Annotated in this window: 14 protein-coding genes and 1 pseudogene; 10 read left to right on the forward strand and 5 right to left on the reverse strand. The window is 43.4% G+C overall.

What is annotated here, in order from left to right:
• Window positions 1-5 precede the first annotated feature (5 nt).
• The 4 genes from ACZM60_RS07125 to ACZM60_RS07140 are packed head-to-tail and all read right to left on the reverse strand — an operon-like array spanning window position 6 to window position 5659.
• A complete protein-coding gene (locus ACZM60_RS07125) occupies window positions 6-2360 on the reverse strand; it encodes an ABC transporter permease (RefSeq protein WP_489521152.1) in 2355 nt (784 codons plus the stop codon).
• Between the two features lie 34 nt (window positions 2361-2394).
• Entirely contained in the window at window positions 2395-3024 is a 630-nt protein-coding gene (locus ACZM60_RS07130; protein WP_489521153.1) for a GIN domain-containing protein, read from the reverse strand.
• A 12-nt stretch (window positions 3025-3036) separates the two neighbouring features.
• Window positions 3037-4287 (reverse strand): efflux RND transporter periplasmic adaptor subunit, encoded by a 1251-nt coding sequence (locus tag ACZM60_RS07135; protein WP_489521154.1) that lies wholly within the window; start codon window positions 4285-4287, stop codon window positions 3037-3039.
• 13 nt (window positions 4288-4300) lie between these two features.
• On the reverse strand, window positions 4301-5659 hold the full coding sequence (locus ACZM60_RS07140; RefSeq protein ID WP_489521155.1) for a TolC family protein: 1359 nt from the start codon (window positions 5657-5659) through the stop codon (window positions 4301-4303).
• Window positions 5660-5859: 200 nt separating this feature from the next.
• On the opposite strand from ACZM60_RS07140, the pseudogene ACZM60_RS07145 reads away from it, so the two are divergent.
• Window positions 5860-7235 (forward strand): annotated as a pseudogene (locus ACZM60_RS07145) (sigma-54-dependent transcriptional regulator).
• A complete protein-coding gene (locus ACZM60_RS07150; RefSeq protein WP_489521156.1) occupies window positions 7225-8529 on the forward strand; it encodes a sensor histidine kinase in 1305 nt (434 codons plus the stop codon). Before ACZM60_RS07145 ends, ACZM60_RS07150 begins: the two are co-directional and overlap by 11 nt.
• A gap of 4 nt (window positions 8530-8533) precedes the next feature.
• Here the strand turns inward: ACZM60_RS07150 and ACZM60_RS07155 are convergent, their stop codons facing one another.
• Window positions 8534-8935, reverse strand: coding sequence for a hypothetical protein (locus ACZM60_RS07155; protein WP_340318715.1), 402 nt, complete (start codon window positions 8933-8935; stop codon window positions 8534-8536).
• 181 nt (window positions 8936-9116) lie between these two features.
• Here ACZM60_RS07155 and rimP point away from each other — a divergent pair, with 181 nt between their 5' ends.
• The 8 genes from rimP to ACZM60_RS07195 all read left to right on the forward strand — a co-directional run bounded on the left by rimP (window position 9117) and on the right by ACZM60_RS07195 (window position 19296).
• Window positions 9117-9584: a ribosome assembly cofactor RimP gene (rimP, locus tag ACZM60_RS07160; protein ID WP_340318716.1), complete on the forward strand. Its 468-nt coding sequence runs from the start codon at window positions 9117-9119 to the stop codon at window positions 9582-9584.
• Between the two features lie 4 nt (window positions 9585-9588).
• Window positions 9589-10845: a transcription termination factor NusA gene (nusA, locus tag ACZM60_RS07165; RefSeq protein ID WP_489521157.1), complete on the forward strand. Its 1257-nt coding sequence runs from the start codon at window positions 9589-9591 to the stop codon at window positions 10843-10845.
• Between the two features lie 65 nt (window positions 10846-10910).
• Complete coding sequence (gene infB / locus ACZM60_RS07170) at window positions 10911-13835, forward strand: translation initiation factor IF-2 (protein ID WP_489521158.1); 2925 nt, start codon at window positions 10911-10913, stop codon at window positions 13833-13835.
• Window positions 13836-13962: 127 nt separating this feature from the next.
• Window positions 13963-14463 (forward strand): CvpA family protein, encoded by a 501-nt coding sequence (locus tag ACZM60_RS07175; RefSeq protein ID WP_340318758.1) that lies wholly within the window; start codon window positions 13963-13965, stop codon window positions 14461-14463.
• A gap of 12 nt (window positions 14464-14475) precedes the next feature.
• Window positions 14476-15951, forward strand: a complete 1476-nt coding sequence (gene sufB, locus ACZM60_RS07180) for a Fe-S cluster assembly protein SufB (protein ID WP_021971664.1) — start codon at window positions 14476-14478, stop codon at window positions 15949-15951.
• A 15-nt stretch (window positions 15952-15966) separates the two neighbouring features.
• Window positions 15967-16719, forward strand: coding sequence for a Fe-S cluster assembly ATPase SufC (gene sufC / locus ACZM60_RS07185; RefSeq protein ID WP_489521159.1), 753 nt, complete (start codon window positions 15967-15969; stop codon window positions 16717-16719).
• 2 nt (window positions 16720-16721) lie between these two features.
• A complete protein-coding gene (gene sufD, locus ACZM60_RS07190) occupies window positions 16722-18065 on the forward strand; it encodes a Fe-S cluster assembly protein SufD (protein WP_021971662.1) in 1344 nt (447 codons plus the stop codon).
• Between the two features lie 13 nt (window positions 18066-18078).
• On the forward strand, window positions 18079-19296 hold the full coding sequence (locus ACZM60_RS07195; protein WP_489521160.1) for an aminotransferase class V-fold PLP-dependent enzyme: 1218 nt from the start codon (window positions 18079-18081) through the stop codon (window positions 19294-19296).
• The last annotated feature ends 472 nt before the right edge of the window (window positions 19297-19768 follow it).

The following is a 19768-nucleotide window of genomic DNA, read 5'->3' on the forward strand; positions in this document are numbered from 1 at the left end:
TAATATTATTCAGTTTTGATGCTTCGTACCGGATTCTCGTTGGCATTCTTCCAGCACTCGAAGGTCACTGTCAGTATCGTAATGAGGCTGACCAGCAGGAAAGAAATGACGAATATCCAAGCATGGATTGGGGTTTTGTCAGAAAAACTTTCCAGCCAGTCATGCCCAATCCACCAGCCGAAGGGGGCTGCCAGCAGGAAGCAGATCACCAGCATGACGAGATAACGCTTGGTAAACATATAAAGAATTTTACCGGTAGAGCTTCCTAAGATTTTCCGGATTCCGATTTCCTTGCGGCGGTATTCACTTTCGAACAGCGTAAGGCCGAATACACCAATTATGCTGAGTACGATAGCAATTAAGGAGAACAACAGAATCTGATGAGTGAAACGCAGTTCCCGATGGTAGTTCTGGTCAATCACTTGATCCATGAACCTGAAATTGAAGTCACGCCCCGGCGCTATCTTTTCTGCGGCCTCTGTCAAGCGGTGAAGCATGTCCACCTTGTCTACTCCCGGAGCTACCCGGATGTTCAAGATGCTGTTGGCATCCCAGTCAGCATGATCTTTTCCGTAAATAAAGAAGGCCATCGGCTCTGCGGCATCGTTGTTGCGGAAGCTGCTGAAACGGATGTTCTCACAGAATCCCACGATCGGATAATCTTCGGGGACAGCCGGTTCATCGACTCTCATCCAAGGATATTTCTTTCGGGCCGCTTCGTTGAAAATATACACATCTCCGTCACCCGGTTTGAAATCACGTCCTTCAGTTATCTTGATTCCCATCACCGACAAGTAGCGGTAATCTACCGGAAAACAGACCATATTGATGGAACGGTCTTCACTTCCTCTTCCCCACGACATGTAGTTATCGGACGAGTTCAATACGAACTGGGAAATGGAGATTCCTTCTATGCCCGAAATTCCAGACAATTCACTGACAATCGCTTCTCTGCGATCGAGGAGTTCGTCAGGAATTTCACCTACCAGAACCACACTCTTATCGTAACCATAATCACTGTTCTGTATGTAATGACTTTGCAGGTACATGATGCCTACAGAAATAATTAGCATGAAAGAGACGAAAAACTGGAAACAAACCAAAAACGTACGCAGCATTTTGCCTTTCGGGGAAAGACCGAACGAGCCTTTCAATGCCAGTGCCGGCTGGAAAGAGGTGACGTAATAAGAGGGGTAAGCTCCGGCCAGCAAACCCATGCATACGGCGATTCCCCCTAAAGCGGCCAGCAGGATCGGATGAGCCGTCAACGAAAGATCGGATGCCACTAAGGTACTTAGAGGGGTGCCTTTCAGCAGGTAGAGCCAGAGCAAGGACAACAGGAATCCGCATACACAAACCAATACCGATTCTAATAGCAGATATATCCGCAAAGAGACAGTGGAAGCACCCAGCACCTTCTGGGTATTGATGGAACGTAACCGCATGGGAGTTTCTGCCAGTGAGAAGTTCATGTAGTTGACTGCTGCCGTTAGCAGAATCAGTACTGATACACACAGCAGTAGGTACAAAGCTGCTTTGCTGGTAGCTGCCTTGTTGCCTATCGTAGAATAGTGTACTTCGTCCAGCGGCGTAAAATGAATGAAATTCTCCCAATCTTCAGTTCCGTTGATCCGGTCTCTTGGAATCTTCTGCTTGCAGTTTTCGATGACCGACTGCTGTACATCGGCCAATGAAGCCGGATTGTCGAGCCGGATATACATAGTATAATTCCAGTTTGTCCAGGAATCTTTGTTCAAATCCGAACGAAAAGAAGAGAACACACAGTTACCCAACTGGGAGTTTTCCGGCATATCCTGATAGACACCTCCAATTACCGATGGATAATTATGAGATTTATGGCCTGTGTAAAGGGTCTTGCCAATGGCATCCGTGGTACCGAAAAAACGACGAGCCATGGATGCGGAAATCAGGACCTGACCGGGTTCATTGAGAGAAGCAGTCGTGCCGCATACCATAGTAGGCTGAAATACCTCCAGGTAATCCCCAAATCCGGTAAACTCAAGTTCTGAATAAATGTGTTCATCTACTTCAAAATCACTGGGATAGTTTGACAATGAAGTTATCGAAAAGGCTTGTATATGAGGGGATGCAGTTCCTATTAGTTCACAGAATGGACGAGCCAGCCAGATTTGCCAACCGTATTCTCCACCTGGATTTACTTCTACCCGGTAGATGCGATCGTGTGCCGGATAGGCTTTGTTGTAGTTATAGTCGTAGTCTACCTGTGTCAGGATGACAAAGCAGGCTGCAAAGGCGATGCTTAACCCCAGCAGGTTTAGTATGCTGGCCGTAAAGAAACGCCGGAAAGTATGTGAGAAATTTCTGAAAAGTGTATTCATAATTCGTTTTGTGCTTAACTTGTAGCTGTAATTTTTAGTCACCGACTTTCAATCGTCGGGTAGAAACACTGCCGAGGCCATCTTTTGAAATATGAGCCGATTGGGCTTTCCCGTTCAGGGTAAGACTACCCACACCGTCCACATTGGCATCCAGTTGGTCACAATCTACTGTAAGTTCACCACTGCCTACTCCTTCTAAAGAGACTTTTACGTTGCGGGCATGCAAATCGGCTACATTCAGGCTGCCTACCCCTGCTATCTCAAATTTGATGTTTTTCAGGTTCAGACGGGATTTACACTCAAAGGAACCAACTCCGTCTAAAACAACTTCCTGTAAATCGGGTGCACTGAGGTAAATGAAAAGTCCATTTACCTGCTTGCTTGTTTTCTTTCTTTCTTTGGCCCACGTAATCAGTAATTTCCCATTCTTAACGGTGCATCTGGTCAGGTCCACCCATTCTTTTTCACCTTCTACACGAAGCGAATAGGTGTCGGATTGCGTGAAATATACTCCTGCTATACTTTCCATTTCGATGGAATGGAAAGCACTCACACTACGGGTTTCACTTACTTGTTCTTTGTTTCCTCCTTTTGCACTGGCACAGTTTACACATAAACAGGCCATTACCAAACTCGTTAATATAGTTGCTATCTTTTTCATCATTATCTTAGCTTTTTAGTTTAATACCAGTACTTCGTTGTCTTTGTAACTTTCATATCCGGAAACAATAACTCGTTCTCCTTTTTCCAGTCCTTCCAGTACTTCGTAATACTGCGGGTTCTGTCGTCCGATACGGATTTTACGGCGATAAGCTTTCTTCCCTTCTTTGTCGACTACGAAAATCCAGTTACCTCCGGTTACTTGGAAGAAGGTACCTTTAGGTATCAGAACACTTTCAGTAGGCTCTCCCAACTGCAGGTCGATGTAATAAGTTTGTCCGCTTCGGATGTTATCAGGACGTTTACCTTCGAAAACAAAGTCAGTGCGGAATCGGCCTTCACGAACTTCGGGATATACTTTGCGGACTTTCAACTTGAATGTGTTTTCCTGTCGTTCAAAGGTAGCTGGAAGTCCATTGGTTACCCGATCGATATAATGCTCGTCTATCATGGCTTCTATTTTGAAGTCGGAAAGGTCGTTTATTTGCCCGATCATTTGTCCGGCGGTAATATTCTGTCCTAATTCCGCATCCAACAGCCCAAGCTCACCGTCGATAGTAGCGCGAACTTCCAGCTTATCCTTTCTTTCACGAATCAGCAGTACATTTTTTCGCATGTTCTGTAAATTGTCCTCCATCTGGTCCATTTGTATGTTGCGATAGATAGAATCTTGTACCAGTCGCTCGGTAATCAATCCATGTTTCTTTTGTGCAACTTCGTAGTCTTCTTTAGCCTGAAGGTATTCTTCCCGACTAATAAGGCGTTCTTGATATAAACGTTTATATTGAAGATAGGTACGTTGCTTGCGGCGTGTATCAATATCGAGCTGTACTTTTTCGGTTTCGTTGTTTAGTTTATCTTGTTGCATGGTAACCTGCGTATTACGCAATAAGTTTTGTTTTTCGGCAAGTTCTGATTCTGCATTCAGAATCTGCAAGTCTAAGTTTGAATTGCTGAGGCGGAGAATGATATCTCCTTTTTTTACATGTGCTCCTTCTTCTACTACCTTTTCCTGTACGATTCCTCCTTCTTCCGGGCTCAGTTGGACGACGGAGATAGGCTGTACTTGCCCGTTCAGTCGGATATAATCATTGAATTTGCCGAATGTTACATCAGCTATGTTAAGCGAAGAGGCTTCCACTCTTAATGTAGATGCGTGGTTACCGAAAATGATCCAGATTAATAGTAGCAGAACGATGACTCCTCCAGCTATGTAAGGAATGTGTTTCTTTTGAATGCCTTTTTTCTTTTCCAGTTGTATATCCATAGTGCGTAATATTTTATTCTTTGTTTCTGATAATATCTTGTCCTTTATAATAATCTACCAGTCTGAATTTCATCAGATAGGTAAGTTTACTCTGTAATAGCCCTGTTTGGCTTTCCAGTAGTGTGGCAGCGTTATTTTGTACGTCAAGTGAAGTCATAAGTCCTTCTTCGTATTTGCGTCGCGTAACGTGGTAGGCGAGTGAATCGGAAGCTACCTTCTTTTCCATCTGGATGCTTTCTTTCAAGTAGCCTTCACGGTCTTGTACGGCTTGTTGTACCAGTTTTTGAAGTTCTTCTTTTTGCGCTTCGTACTGTTCGGTAGCTATGCGATAATTATTCCGAGCCTGACGCATGTTGGCAATACCCGACAAGCGATTGAAAATAGGGATACTCATACTAATGCCGAAATAAGAACCAAAATTGTTTTCGAACTGAGTGGAAAACTGCGGATATCCCGTTTTATGTAATTCTTTATAATAGGAACTTGAAATGCCTCCGTAGAAAGTAATAGATGGAACTACCGAGCTCCATGCTATTTTACGATCCATGTTGGCCGAACGTTTTTGCATTTCGGCTTGTCTTAGTGTTGGATTGTATGTCAGTGCAAGACGGAATACTTCGTCGGCGTGTTCTGTTGTCAGTTGTATTTGTTCGAAAGCTGATTGCTCCAACAGACATGTATCGAGTATCAGGGAGTCTTCGGTTGGAAAATTCATTTTTTGTTTCAGAGTCAGCATGGCTGTTTCGTATAGATTACGCTGATGAGTCAGGTTGTAGGCATCAGTAGCTTGTTGTGCTTCCATCTGTGCAACATCCGACATTCCTTTTAAACCCAGCTCTTCTTGCCTGCGAGTTTTATAAAGCAAGGAATCACTTTCTGTCAGTTTCTGTCTGGCAAGTCGTGTAGTGCCATAGTAATAAAGTGCGTCGATATATGCCTGAAATGTTTCCAGTGCGGTATTGTCGCGTGCTTCTTGCAGGGCTGCTTTGCCTAATAGCAGGTTGGCTTTGCTTTTTCGTACTTGATTAATCAGGCTTCCTCCTCGGAAGATCGAAATAGAGGCTTCCATACTATAACCATTGTTGAATGTCGATTCCGATTTATAAGTGTTGGTCTCTGGATCGACCGAACGTCCGAAATTATATTGTGCACTTACTCCTCCTGATACACCCGGCAAAAATTGTCCGATTGCTTTCATGCGTTCCAGACGGTAGTTGTCGGCTTCCAGATTACGCTGCTTAACCGTGCGGTTATGGTTGACAGCATAAGTCATGCACCGGTCTACGTCCCAAGCTTCTTGCGCTGTCAGATTAAGGCTGCATAAGCAAGTCAGTAGCAAGATTGATTTCTTTATTGTGATATTTCTTTTCATGCATTGTTCGTTTTATTCACTGTCTTTAATTCAAATATCGTGCCAAAAGAGTAATGTGTTGATTATCAGTTGTCGCGCTGTACTCGTCTTTCCTTGTTGTGTCAAAAAATTAGACAGTAGGTGTCTAATTTTTTGTCACCTGTTACCCATTTCGTTATTTTATCTTTACGTATCTTTGCATGACTGCAAATAAAAAGAGTATGGCTAAACAAGGAATTTTGCTGGTTGTTGATGATAACCGAAACATTTTGACTTCCCTACAATATTTGTTAGGAGAATACTTTGAGCGTGTAATAACAATAGATTCTCCTGTTACAGTCCCAACTTTGCTGAACCGGGAGGCTGTCGATGTGGTATTGCTTGATATGAATTTTTCATCAGGTATTAATAGCGGGAACGAAGGGCTTTATTGGTTACGCGAGATTAAACGCCTCCGTCCACAAACTGAAGTGGTGCTTTTCACGGCGTATGCTGATATAAACCTTGCTGTAACTGGAATAAAAGAAGGTGCTTCCGATTTTGTTGTAAAGCCTTGGGAGAATGCCCGTCTGGTACAGACGCTTCAGGAAGCATATGCCCGAATAGCAGATGCGCGCAAAGGTAAAAAAAGGTAGTAACAGTTCCGGCAACATCCGATGCCGGTATGTATTGGGGGAATTCGCAGGCAATTCGTCCTTTGCGTATGCTGGTTGAGAAAGTCAGTACGACCGATGCCAATATTTTGATTACAGGAGAAAATGGTACGGGAAAGGATATGTTGGCACGTGAGATTCATCGGCTGTCTAATCGTAGAGAGGGACCGATGGTTGCTGTGGACATGGGAGCCATTACAGAATCGTTGTTCGAAAGTGAGTTGTTTGGTCATGTGAAGGGTTCATTTACGGATGCGCATACCGACCGTGTTGGACGATTTGAGGCTGCTGATGGGGGAACGCTCTTTTTGGATGAGATTGCTAATCTGCCTTATCATTTACAGGCGAAGCTGCTTACGGCTATTCAAAAACGTTGCTTTGTGAAAGTCGGAAGTAATACACCTCAGCCTACCAATATCCGTTTAATTTGTGCTACCAACCGTAACCTGGAAGAGATGGTGAAGAATGGAGAGTTCCGTGAAGATCTGCTTTATCGTATCAATACTATTCATTTACATATACCTGCTTTACGTGAACGTAAGGAGGATATTCTTCCTTTGGCGAAACGTTTTCTTGAACAGTATGCGCAGCAATATGGCAGACCGGTACAATCTTTCAGCCCTGAGGCTGCCCGCCGTTTGCTGGAGCATCCTTGGTTTGGTAATATCCGTGAGCTGCAGCATACGGTGGAAAAAGCTGTTATTCTGTCTGATGGTGATGAGTTGCAGGGAGATATGTTGCAGCTAACACCAACGTCTTCTTCAGTTGATTCGGTAGCCGTGCATACAGAAGTTGAAACTCCTTTTCATACGCTTGATGAAATGGAACGTAGTATGGTGAAACGTGCTATCGATCAATGCGAAGGGAATCTTTCGCAAGCCGCAGCTATGTTAGGTATTACTCGTCAGACGCTTTACAATAAAATGAAACGTTATGGGCTGTAGGTGGATTTATTCGATTACTGTACGTACGTTACTGCTTGTTGCTGGAGTTGCGCTGATTACTTTGGGAATTACCGAAGGAAAAGGGCTGTTGATGGGGGGTGGGCTGTTGTTATGTGCTGCTTCCGTTTTTATTTTCCGAAAGATGCAGCAACAGTTGCGTGAAAAAAGTTGGTTGATGTTGGAGGCTATTCGTAATCGTGACTATTCATTTCGTTTGCCGATATCAGGTTTCTCAGGAGGAGAACGTGTGTTACAGGATACGCTCAATCGCTTTGGCGGGCTGATGAGTGAACAGAAGCAACTGATGGAGCAGTGTGAACGCTTTTACGAACAAATCCTTTCGAGTGTAACGTCGGGTATCATTGTACTGGATGAAAATATGAAGGTTGTACAGACAAATCCGGCTGCTGCACGTTTATTGGGGTTACCTGTGCTGAGTACTTTGCAGCAATTGGAACGTTATGGTACGGAAGTTTCTCATGTATTTCGTACATTGGGTGCCGGAGAAAGATATAATATACAATTCTCGACATCAAAGGGAGAAGTGCAGTTGCTGGTACGTGCTTCGGTTATGCAACTGGGTGAACAGAAGGTACGGATTCTGGCCTTAAATGATATTCGCAATGAACTGGACGCAAAGGAACTTGACTCGTGGATAAAACTGACTCGTGTGCTGACACATGAGATAATGAATTCCATAGCTCCCATATCGTCATTGAGTGAAACGTTCTTAAAACGCAGTGATGTTGTCGGAACTCCTTTGTACGATGGTATACGTGCCATTCATGAAACTTCTACAGGTTTAATATCGTTTGTTGATAGTTACCGTAAGTTTTCTTCCTTGCAAAAGCCTTCACCCGAACCTTTTTATTTGCTGGATTTGCTTCATCAGATAGAAGGGCTCACGCTTGTTCCTGAAAATATTTCTCTTACTTTGCAAATTGAACCGGTGGAACTGATGCTTTATGCAGATCCCAATTTGATACGTCAGGTGCTTATCAATCTGATAAAAAATGCGGTACAGGCTATTGGTGGAAGTAAAGGAAGGATACATGTGCGTGCATATAGTTCAGCCGATGAGCATGTGTTTGTGTATGTCAGTAACGATGGTCCGGCGATACCGGAAGCAGAAGCAGAACAAATTTTCGTACCGTTCTTCACAACCCGTAGTGAGGAAAGTGGTATCGGGCTTTCTTTGTCGCGTCAGATTATGAAGCTTTCAGGAGGAACTATCAGTCTGCTGCGTTCGGGTACGAATGGCTGGAATACAACCTTCGTGCTGGAGTTTGAATAAGAATTTATTCTCGTTCTGATTCTTTTATCGCAATTTTTCCGTTCTCCTTTTCTATATTGATGATGCTGCCTTTAGGATTCAGGCTGAACGGAGTGATTTCATCACTTTGATTGTCGACAATCATTAGTGCGTTTTCCTCTGCAAACCGGTTAACTTGAAGAGTGAGAGCTGTAGATCCCATTGTACAGTTGAGCAGCAGGCTATCGTTTACATATACCGAGATGCTGTCGCCTGCCAAACTGTTCCCTATTTGAATGGTATATAAATCACTTGATACTTTCTGCTCGGTTTTAGGAGCACGAAAACTCAGGTAGAGGAACAAGCATACGATGAAAAAAACTCCAAAGGCTAAAATGCCATTTCCTATCATAAATTGCTTGTTGCTATTGATGCTTTTATTGTTCATAATGAGATAAACTGTTTTATTTTGTCTGCAAAGATACCCCAAAAAGATAAATCTTGCTAAAAATGAAATATTTATTCTAATATTTTGCAGTACATTATATTATTTGTATCTTTGCAACCGAGATGGATGAAAAGGTGGAGGGGCGGTTAAGCTCCTTTTTTTGTTCTTATATAGTTAATACATGATAGATAAAAACGTTGTAACCCGGATAGTTGAAGAATGGCTGGAGGGTAAAGATTATTTCCTGGTAGATGTCACTGTAACTCCGGATGACAAAATTGTAGTTGAAATCGACCATGCGGAAGGCGTATGGATTGATGATTGTGTGGACTTAAGCCGTTATATCGAGTCGAAGCTGAACCGAGAGGTTGAAGATTATGAACTTGAGGTTGGCTCGGCAGGAATCGGGCAACCCTTTAAGGTACTTCAGCAATATATTATTCATATCGGAAAAGATGTGGAAGTGCTGGATAAGGATGGAAAGAAATGGACTGGCGTATTGGCAGAGGCGAATGAAGCTAACTTTACGATTACGGTACAGACAAAGGTGAAGCCTGAAGGCGCAAAACGTCCGAAGCTGGTAGAACAGAATGTTACCTTTACTTATGACGAAATAAAATACACCAAATACTTAATAAGCTTTAAATAAAATTATGGCGAAGAAAGAAGCAACTGTCAGTTTAATTGACACGTTTTCGGAATTTAAAGATTTGAAGAATATCGACCGCACCACGATGGTGAGCGTACTGGAAGAATCATTTCGTAGTGTGATTGCAAAGATGTTCGGTACCGATGAAAATTACGATGTGATTGTAAATCCCGATAAAGGCGATTTTGAAATATGGCGTAATCGTGAGGTGGTGGCTGATGATGAGCTGACAAACCCGAATATGCAGATTTCACTTACCGAAGCTCGCAAAATCGATGCATCGTATGAAGTAGGAGAAGAAGTAACTGATGAGGTGATATTCGAGAAGTTCGGTCGCCGTGCGATATTGAATCTTCGCCAGACATTGGCTTCTAAGATTTTGGAACTGGAAAAAGATAGTTTATATAACAAGTATATCGATAAAGTCGGCACAATTATTGCTGCTGAGGTTTATCAGATTTGGAAGAAGGAAATTTTGTTGCTTGATGATGAAGGCAATGAATTGTTGCTTCCGAAAACAGAACAGATACCAAGCGATTTCTATCGTAAAGGAGAAACTGTACGTGCGGTTGTAGCACGGGTAGACAATAAGAATAATAATCCGAAGATTATTCTGAGCCGTACATCTCCAGTTTTTTTGCAGCGCTTGTTTGAACAGGAGGTTCCTGAAATTAATGATGGACTGATTACAATCAAGAAAATCGCACGTATCCCGGGCGAACGTGCAAAGATTGCTGTGGAGTCTTACGATGAACGAATTGATCCGGTTGGAGCATGCGTCGGCGTAAAGGGATCTCGTATTCATGGTATTGTTCGTGAATTGCGTAACGAGAATATTGATGTTATCAACTATACTTCGAATATACAGATGTTTGTACAGCGTGCACTGAGCCCTGCCAAGGTTTCTTCTATTATTATGCATGAGGAAGAGAAAAAGGCAGAGGTATACCTGAAACCAGAAGAAGTTTCGTTGGCTATCGGTAAAGGTGGTATGAATATCAAGTTGGCAAGTATGTTGACTGAATATACTATCGATGTATATCGTGAGCTGGATGAAAATGCAACAGATGAAGATATCTATCTGGATGAATTCAAAGATGAAATCGATGAATGGGTTATCAATGCTATTAAAGGTATTGGTATTGATACGGCAAAAGGTGTACTGAACGCTCCACGTGAAATGCTGATCGAAAAAGCTGATTTGGAAGAAAACACAGTGGATGATGTGTTAAGAATTTTGAGGGCAGAGTTCGAGGAATAAATAAAACAGACTATCCGTGACTGAAAACCTTTTTCCCTGAACTCTATTAAAAACTAAAAGAATTTATGACGATAAGACTGAACAAAGTAACAAGAGATTTGAATGTAGGTATTGCTACGGTAGTGGACTTTTTGCAGAAGAAAGGATATACTATCGAGGCAAATCCGAATACTAAAATTACTGATGAACAATATGCTGCACTTGTGAAAGAGTTTAGCAAAGACAAAGATTTGAAAATAGAGTCTGAAAAGATTTTTCAGGAACGGCAGAATAAGGAACGTAATAAAGCTTCTGTTTCTATCGATGACTTGCAGGCTGAGGCTAAGCCGGAAGTGATAGAAACAGTTGTGCCCGAAGATGCACGTCCGAAATTTAAGCCTGTAGGCAAAATTGATTTGGACAATCTTAATAAGAAGAAGGTGAAGCCGGCTGTGGTGGAACCTGCTAAGGAAGAGAAAAAGGAAGTGGTGGAAGCTGTAAAACCAGTGGAAAAGCCTACACCAGTACAGGTGGAGGAGAAGACTGTGTCGGAAGTTGTACAGCCGCAACCTCAGATTAATGAACAACAGAAACAGCCGGAACAGAAGAAGGCAGAAGATTTGAAACCGGATTTAATGGAAGAAAAGAAAGAAGCACCCGAAGCACAGACCGTTCAGCAGGACAAGGAAGATGAAGTGTTTAAAATCCGTCCAACGGAGTTTAAGTCGAAAATAAATGTAGTAGGTCAGATTGACCTGGCTGCACTGAACCAGTCTACTCGTCCGAAGAAGAAAACTAAAGAAGAAAAACGTAAAGAGCGGGAGGAAAAAGACAAGCAGCGTCTGGAACAGCGTAAACAGATGAAGGACGCTATTATTAAGGAGATAAGAAAAACCGACGAAAAAGTTGATAAAGGCGGTCAGGGCGATGTTGCGGGTAAGAAGAAACGTAATCGCATCAATAAGGAGCGTGTAGACATTAATGCAGCAGGTAGTATGGCTGCACCTCGTGGAGGAGATAATAAAGCTGGCAAGGGCAATTCTAATGCTGCTCAAGGTAGCGGTAAGCATAATAAAGATCGCTTCAAAAAACCGGTTGTTAAGCCGGAAGTAAGCGATGAGGATGTTGCTAAGCAGGTAAAAGAAACTTTGGCACGCTTGACCAACAAAGGAAAGAATAAGGCTGCCAAGTATCGTAAGGAAAAGCGTGAAAGTATACAGAACCGTCAACTGGAACAGGAAGAATTGGAACAGGAAGAAAGCAAGGTACTGAAGTTGACAGAATTTGTTACGGCAAATGAGTTGGCAAACATGATGGATATTTCGGTTACTCAGGTTATTTCTACTTGTATGAGTGTGGGTATCATGGTTTCCATCAACCAGCGTCTGGATGCTGAAACTATTAATTTGGTTGCAGAAGAGTTTGGTTATAAAACGGAATATGTAAGTGCGGAAGTTGCTCAGGCTATCGAAGAAGAAGCTGATGCAGAAGAAGATTTACAACCGCGTGCACCGATTGTTACTGTCATGGGTCATGTTGACCATGGTAAAACTTCGTTGCTGGACTATATTCGTAAAGCCAATGTAATTGCTGGTGAGGCCGGAGGTATTACACAGCATATTGGAGCATACAATGTGAAATTGGAAGACGGACGTCGTATTACATTCCTCGATACTCCGGGACATGAAGCGTTTACAGCTATGCGTGCTCGTGGTGCAAAGGTTACCGACGTAGTTATTATCATTGTGGCTGCCGATGATAATGTGATGCCGCAGACTAAAGAAGCCATCAACCATGCAATGGCTGCGGGAGTTCCTATCGTATTTGCCATTAATAAGATTGATAAGCCCAATGCAAATCCAGACAGAATTAAAGAAGAACTGGCTGCAATGAACTTCCTGGTAGAAGAATGGGGAGGTAAATACCAGTCACAAGATATATCAGCAAAGAAAGGTACAGGTGTTCCAGAGCTGTTGGAAAAAGTCTTGCTGGAGGCTGAAATGCTTGACCTGAAAGCTAACCCGAACCGTAAGGCTACTGGTTCTATCATTGAATCTTCATTGGATAAGGGACGTGGATATGTAGCTACCGTATTGATTTCAAATGGTACATTGCATGTTGGAGATATCGTGTTAGCCGGAACGAACTATGGTAAGGTTAAGGCAATGTTCAACGAACGTAATCAGCGTCTGAAAGAGGCAGGTCCTTCTGAACCGGTATTGATTTTAGGTCTGAATGGAGCTCCGGCTGCTGGTGATACATTCCATGTATTCGATACAGATCAGGAAGCTCGTGAAATTGCCAATAAGCGTGAACAATTGGCTCGTGAACAGGGCTTGCGTACACAGAAGATGCTTACTTTGGATGAAGTTGGTCGTCGTTTGGCACTGGGTGACTTCCACGAATTGAATGTAATTGTGAAAGGTGACGTGGATGGTTCTGTAGAAGCATTAAGCGATTCGTTGATAAAATTGTCCACCGAGCAGATTCAGGTAAATGTTATTCACAAGGGAGTCGGTCAGATTTCAGAATCAGATGTATCGTTGGCCGCTGCTTCGGATGCAATTATTGTAGGTTTCCAGGTTCGTCCGTCAAGTAATGCTGCTAAGCTTGCTGAGCAGGAAGGTGTGGATATACGTAAGTATTCTATCATTTACGATGCAATAGAGGAAGTGAAAGCAGCTATGGAAGGAATGCTTGCTCCTACATTGAAAGAACAGGTTACCGCTACCATCGAAGTCCGTGAAGTCTTCAATATTAGTAAGGTGGGTATGGTTGCCGGTGCTATGGTTAAGACAGGTAAGGTAAAACGTTCTGATAAAGCCCGTTTGATTCGTGATGGTATTGTAATCTTTACAGGAAGCATCAATGCATTGAAACGTTTCAAGGACGATGTGAAAGAAGTTGGTACAAACTTTGAATGTGGTATCAGCCTTACCAATTGCAATGACCTGAAAGTAGGTGACGTGATTGAAACTTATGAGGAGGTAGAAGTAAAGCAAACTTTATAATTACATTATAATATCTTTAATGAGGTGATGTCATCCTGAGCATAGCGAAGGATCTGTAAACGCTATCGGATGTGTACAGATTCTTCCCTGCGTTCAGCATGACATTTCCTTTTTTATGGAAGTGAATATGACAGTCCTCGATTGGATTATTATAATAGTGATAGGTATAGGAGGTGTATTGGGATTCACAAAAGGATTTATTAAACAACTCGCCTCTATTGTAGGACTGATAGCAGGTCTGCTTATAGCTCGTGCTTTGTTTGCTTCGGTAGGAGAGAAACTGGCAGAAGAGTTAGGTACCCCGCTGACATTTGCTCAGGTTATAGCTTTCATCTTAATATGGCTGCTGGTTCCAGTCGTATTTTTGATGCTGGCTTCAGCTCTGACAAGGGTTATGGATATTGTCCAGTTGGGTTTAGTAAACCGTATGTTGGGGGCAGGTCTGGGTGTATTGAAGTATATGCTACTTGTCGGTGTTGTTATACACTTTATTGAGTTTGTCGATTCTAAAGATAACTTAATAAAGTCAACCGTCAAGCAGGCTTCTGTGTTATATCATCCGATAGAAGATTTTTCGGGTATTTTTTATCCGACTATAAAGAATGTAACTAAACAACTAATAGACTGATATAAAAAGTATATGCAAGAAGAACTCAATAAAAAGGAAGAATCCCAGAAAAACGAGTTTGTAAAGCAGCTTACGCAGGAAAAATACAAATATGGTTTTACTACGGAAGTGCATACAGATATCATTGAAAAGGGATTGAATGAAGATGTGGTACGATTAATTTCGGCCAAGAAGGGTGAACCGGAATGGTTATTGGAGTTCCGTCTGAAAGCTTATCGTCACTGGCTGACAATGGAAATGCCTACATGGGCTCATCTCGATATTCCTGAAATAGATTATCAGGCTATTTCGTATTATGCCGATCCGACTCAAAAGAAAGAAGGGCCGAAAAGCATGGACGAGGTAGACCCTGAACTGGTGAAAACATTTAATAAACTGGGTATTCCGCTGGAAGAGCAGATGGCGCTGAGCGGAATGGCGGTAGATGCCGTTATGGACTCTGTTTCTGTAAAGACAACCTTTAAGGAAACACTGATGGAAAAAGGAATTATTTTCTGTTCCATGAGTGAAGCCATACGCGAGCATCCGGATTTGGTGAAGAAATATTTGGGCTCTGTTGTGGGCTATCGCGATAATTTCTTTGCAGCTTTGAACTCGGCTGTATTTAGTGACGGTTCATTCGTCTATATACCTAAAGGAGTACGTTGCCCGATGGAACTTTCTACTTATTTCCGTATCAATGCGGCGAATACCGGACAGTTTGAACGTACACTGATTGTTGCCGATGACGACAGTTATGTTTCTTATCTGGAAGGATGTACGGCGCCGATGCGCGATGAGAACCAGTTGCATGCCGCTATCGTAGAAATTGTTGTATTAGACCGTGCCGAAGTAAAATACTCCACAGTACAGAACTGGTATCCGGGTGATGCTGAAGGTAAGGGAGGCGTATACAACTTTGTAACGAAGCGAGGAAACTGTAAGGGAGTAGACAGCAAACTGTCGTGGACACAGGTAGAAACCGGTTCTGCTATCACATGGAAATATCCAAGCTGTATCCTCAGTGGAGATAATTCTACAGCTGAGTTTTATTCGGTTGCGGTAACCAACAATTACCAGCAGGCCGATACGGGTACCAAGATGATTCATCTGGGAAAGAATACTCGCTCTACCATTGTAAGTAAAGGTATCAGTGCCGGAAAGAGCCAGAACTCATATCGTGGACTGGTTCGTGTATCGGAACGTGCAGACAATGCCCGCAACTATAGTCAGTGCGACTCTTTGTTGTTGGGAAGTCATTGCGGTGCACATACATTCCCTTACATGGATATACACAATGAAACGGCAGTTGTTGAACACGAAGCTACCACTTCGAAGATTTCGGAAGACCAGTTGTTTTATTGCAACCAGCGTGGTATTCCAACCGAAGATGCAGTAGGCTTGATTGTCAACGGTTATGCGAAAGAAGTATTGAACAAACTTCCTATGGAGTTTGCCGTAGAAGCACAGAAGTTGCTCTCTATTTCGTTGGAAGGCAGTGTAGGATAAATAAAAAAGAACGTTATGTTAGAAATAAAAGATTTGCATGCCACAATTAATGGCAAAGAGATATTGAAAGGAATCAACCTGACAGTAAAGTCGGGTGAAGTACATGCTATCATGGGACCGAATGGTTCTGGTAAGAGTACATTGAGTAACGTACTGGTCGGTCATCCGGCTTATGAAGTAACAAAAGGCTCGGTAACTTTCGACGGAAAGGACTTGCTGGCTATGAGTCCGGAAGACCGTAGTCACGAAGGATTGTTCCTTTCGTTCCAGTATCCGGTAGAAATTCCCGGAGTAAGCATGGTAAACTTCATGCGTGCAGCTGTAAACGAACAGCGTAAGTACAAAGGACTTCCTGCTCTGACTGCAAGCGAGTTTCTGAAGCTGATGCGCCAGAAACGTGAAGTTGTGGAACTGGACAGTAAGCTTGCCAACCGTTTTGTAAACGAAGGATTCTCTGGTGGCGAAAAGAAACGTAATGAAATCTTCCAGATGGCCATGCTGGAGCCGAAGTTGAGCATCCTCGATGAAACAGACTCCGGACTGGATATTGATGCGCTCCGTATCGTAGCCGAGGGAGTGAACAAACTGAAGACTCCTGAAACAAGCTGTATCGTGATAACTCACTATCAGCGTCTGCTGGATTACATCAAGCCCGATATCGTACACGTACTTTACAAGGGACGTATCGTAAAGACTGCCGGACCGGAACTGGCACTCGAACTCGAAGAAAAAGGTTACGACTGGATTAAGAAAGAATTAGGAGAATAAGCATGAAAGCAGAACAACAATATATTGACCTTTTCTCGCAGTGTGAGGCGATGATTTGCCGGCATAGCGCAGAGGTGCTGAATGCTCCTCGTGCAAAAGCGTTTGCCGACTTCGAAAGTCTGGGCTTCCCTACACGCAAGCAAGAGAAGTATAAATACACGGAAGTGAGCAAATATTTTGCTCCCGACTACGGACTGAACCTGAACCGTCTGGAGTTTCCGGTCAATCCGTACGAAGTGTTCAAGTGTGATGTGCCGAACATGAGTACTTCACTCTATTTTGTGGTAAACGATGCATTCGACAAACATGTACATCCTTCTGCACAATTGCCCGAAGGTGTGATATTCGGCAGTTTGAAAGATATGGCGGATCAGCATCCTGAACTGGTGAGAAAATATTATGGCAAGCTTGCCGATACGTCGAAAGACGGGGTTGTTGCCTTCAATACCATGTTTGCGCAAGATGGTGTGCTGATGTATGTTCCAAAGAATGTAGTAGTAGAAAAGCCGATTCAGCTGGTTAATATTTTACGTGCCGATGTCAATACGATGGTCAACCGTCGTATGCTGATAATCCTTGAAGACGGTGCGCAGGCCAAACTGTTGATTTGCGACCATGCAATGGATGAGGTGAATTTCCTTTCTACGCAGGTGGTGGAAGTATTCGTTGGCGAAAATGCCGTATTCGACCTGTATGAACTGGAGGAAACGCACAACAGCACGGTTCGCTTCAACAATCTGTTCGTCAACCAGCAGGCAAACAGTAATGTATTGCTGAATGGCATGACGCTTCACAACGGTACGACACGCAATACTACCGAAGTAACGCTTGCCGGACAAGGAGCGGAAATCAACTTGTGCGGTATGGCAATTGCCGACAAAAACGAACAGGTAGATAATAATACGTTCATCGACCATAAGGTTCCCAACTGTACCAGCAATGAGTTGTTCAAATATGTACTCGACGATCAGGCAGTAGGAGCCTTTGCCGGTAAGGTATTGGTACGCGAAGGAGCACAAGGTACTTCATCGCAGCAGACCAACCGTAATATTTGCGCTACGCGTGAAGCGCGCATGTATACTCAGCCGCAACTGGAGATTTATGCCGACGATGTGAAATGTTCGCACGGAGCAACGGTCGGACAACTCGATGAAAATGCGCTGTTCTACATGCAGCAGCGTGGTATCAGCCTGAAAGAAGCACGCTTGTTGCTGATGTTTGCCTTTGTAAACGAGGTTATCGACAATATCCGGATGGATGCATTGAAAGACCGTTTGCACTTGCTGGTAGAAAAACGTTTCCGTGGCGAGCTGAATAAATGTCAGGGATGTGCTATTTGTAAATAAATAATCGTGTGAAATGTTTTACGATGTACAAAAAATAAGAGAAGACTTTCCGATACTTTCGCGAAAGGTGTACAACAAACCGTTGATTTACCTCGATAACGGAGCAACTACCCAAAAGCCCCGTGTAGTGGTAGAGTCGATTACAGACGAATATTATTCGGTCAACGCCAACGTACATCGCGGCGTACATTTTCTTTCGCAGCAGGCTACCAACTTGCACGAGGCTTCGCGTGAAACCGTACGTAAGTTTATCAATGCTCGCAGTACTTCGGAAATTGTCTTTACGCGTGGTACGACCGAAAGTATCAATCTTGTGGCATCGACCTTTGTCGACAGTCAGATGAAGGAAGGCGATGAAGTGATTGTTTCGGTCATGGAACATCACAGTAACATCGTTTCGTGGCAGTTGCAGGTTGCACGTAAGGGAATTGTGCTGAAAGTGATTCCCATGAACGACCGCGGCGAACTGTTGCTCGACGAATATGAGAAGCTCTTCTCTCCGCGTACCCGACTGGTATCAGTGGCTCATGTTTCGAACGTGCTGGGAACCATCAATCCCGTAAAGGAAATGATTGCTACGGCGCATGCACACGGGGTTCCGGTGCTGATAGACGGTGCACAGAGCATTCCTCACATGCCGATTGATGTGCAAGATCTGGATGCCGATTTCTATGTGTTCAGCGGACATAAAGTATATGGTCCTACGGGTATCGGTGTGCTTTATGGAAAAGAAGCGTGGCTCGACAAGCTCCCGCCTTATCAGGGTGGAGGAGAGATGATCAAGAATGTCAGCTTCGAGCATACTACGTTCAACGAGCTGCCTTTCAAGTTCGAGGCAGGAACACCCGACTACATTGGCAGTACGGCACTGGCAAAAGCACTCGATTATGTTTCGGCTATCGGAATGGATAAGATTGCAGCTTACGAACACGAACTGACGGTATATGCCATGAACCGCCTGAAGGAGATTCCCGGCATGCGTATCTTCGGCGAAGCTGAGCACAAGGGAGGAGTTATTTCTTTCCTGGTGGGAAATATCCATCATTTCGATATGGGCACGTTGCTCGATCGTTTAGGCATAGCCGTGCGTACAGGGCACCATTGTGCCGAGCCGTTGATGCACCGGATGGGCATTGAAGGAACGGTACGTGCCTCGTTGGGCTTGTACAACACCAAAGAAGAAATCGATGCACTGGCAGCCGGTATCGAACGGGTAAGTCAGATGTTCTGATAGACTTTTCGACTGTTTCGTAATGCCGGAAGCCGATAATGCGATGCAGTTGAGAACGTGAAAGTCACTTGATAAATCAAATATTTATACAAAGGAAATCTCCTTGTTCCACCTTGTACAAAGAATGTCAGGGTTGGAGCAAGGAGATTTTTTATATCGTAATCAGTGGGTTTGTCGGCTGCTTTGAGACAGGTGCCAGCAGTTATTTCCTGTCGTGTATAAATTCTCGCCTTGTTTCGGAAAAAACGTCGGCGGGAAGTGGCGTAAACGTCCGCATGTTTTCAGAAATTTATCGCGACGTTTTTTTATTTTTTGTACAAAAAATAAAAACGTTTGTACAAAAAATAAATAGAAACAGCGAGGACTTTTCTTTTAACGTGAGTTCGACGAATTCAAAACAAAGCGAGCTGTGTGTCAAGAGTTCTTGTAACATTGATACACGGCTTCTTCGGAAAGCAACAATATGCAGCAA

This window comes from Phocaeicola sp. (genome assembly GCF_057861905.1).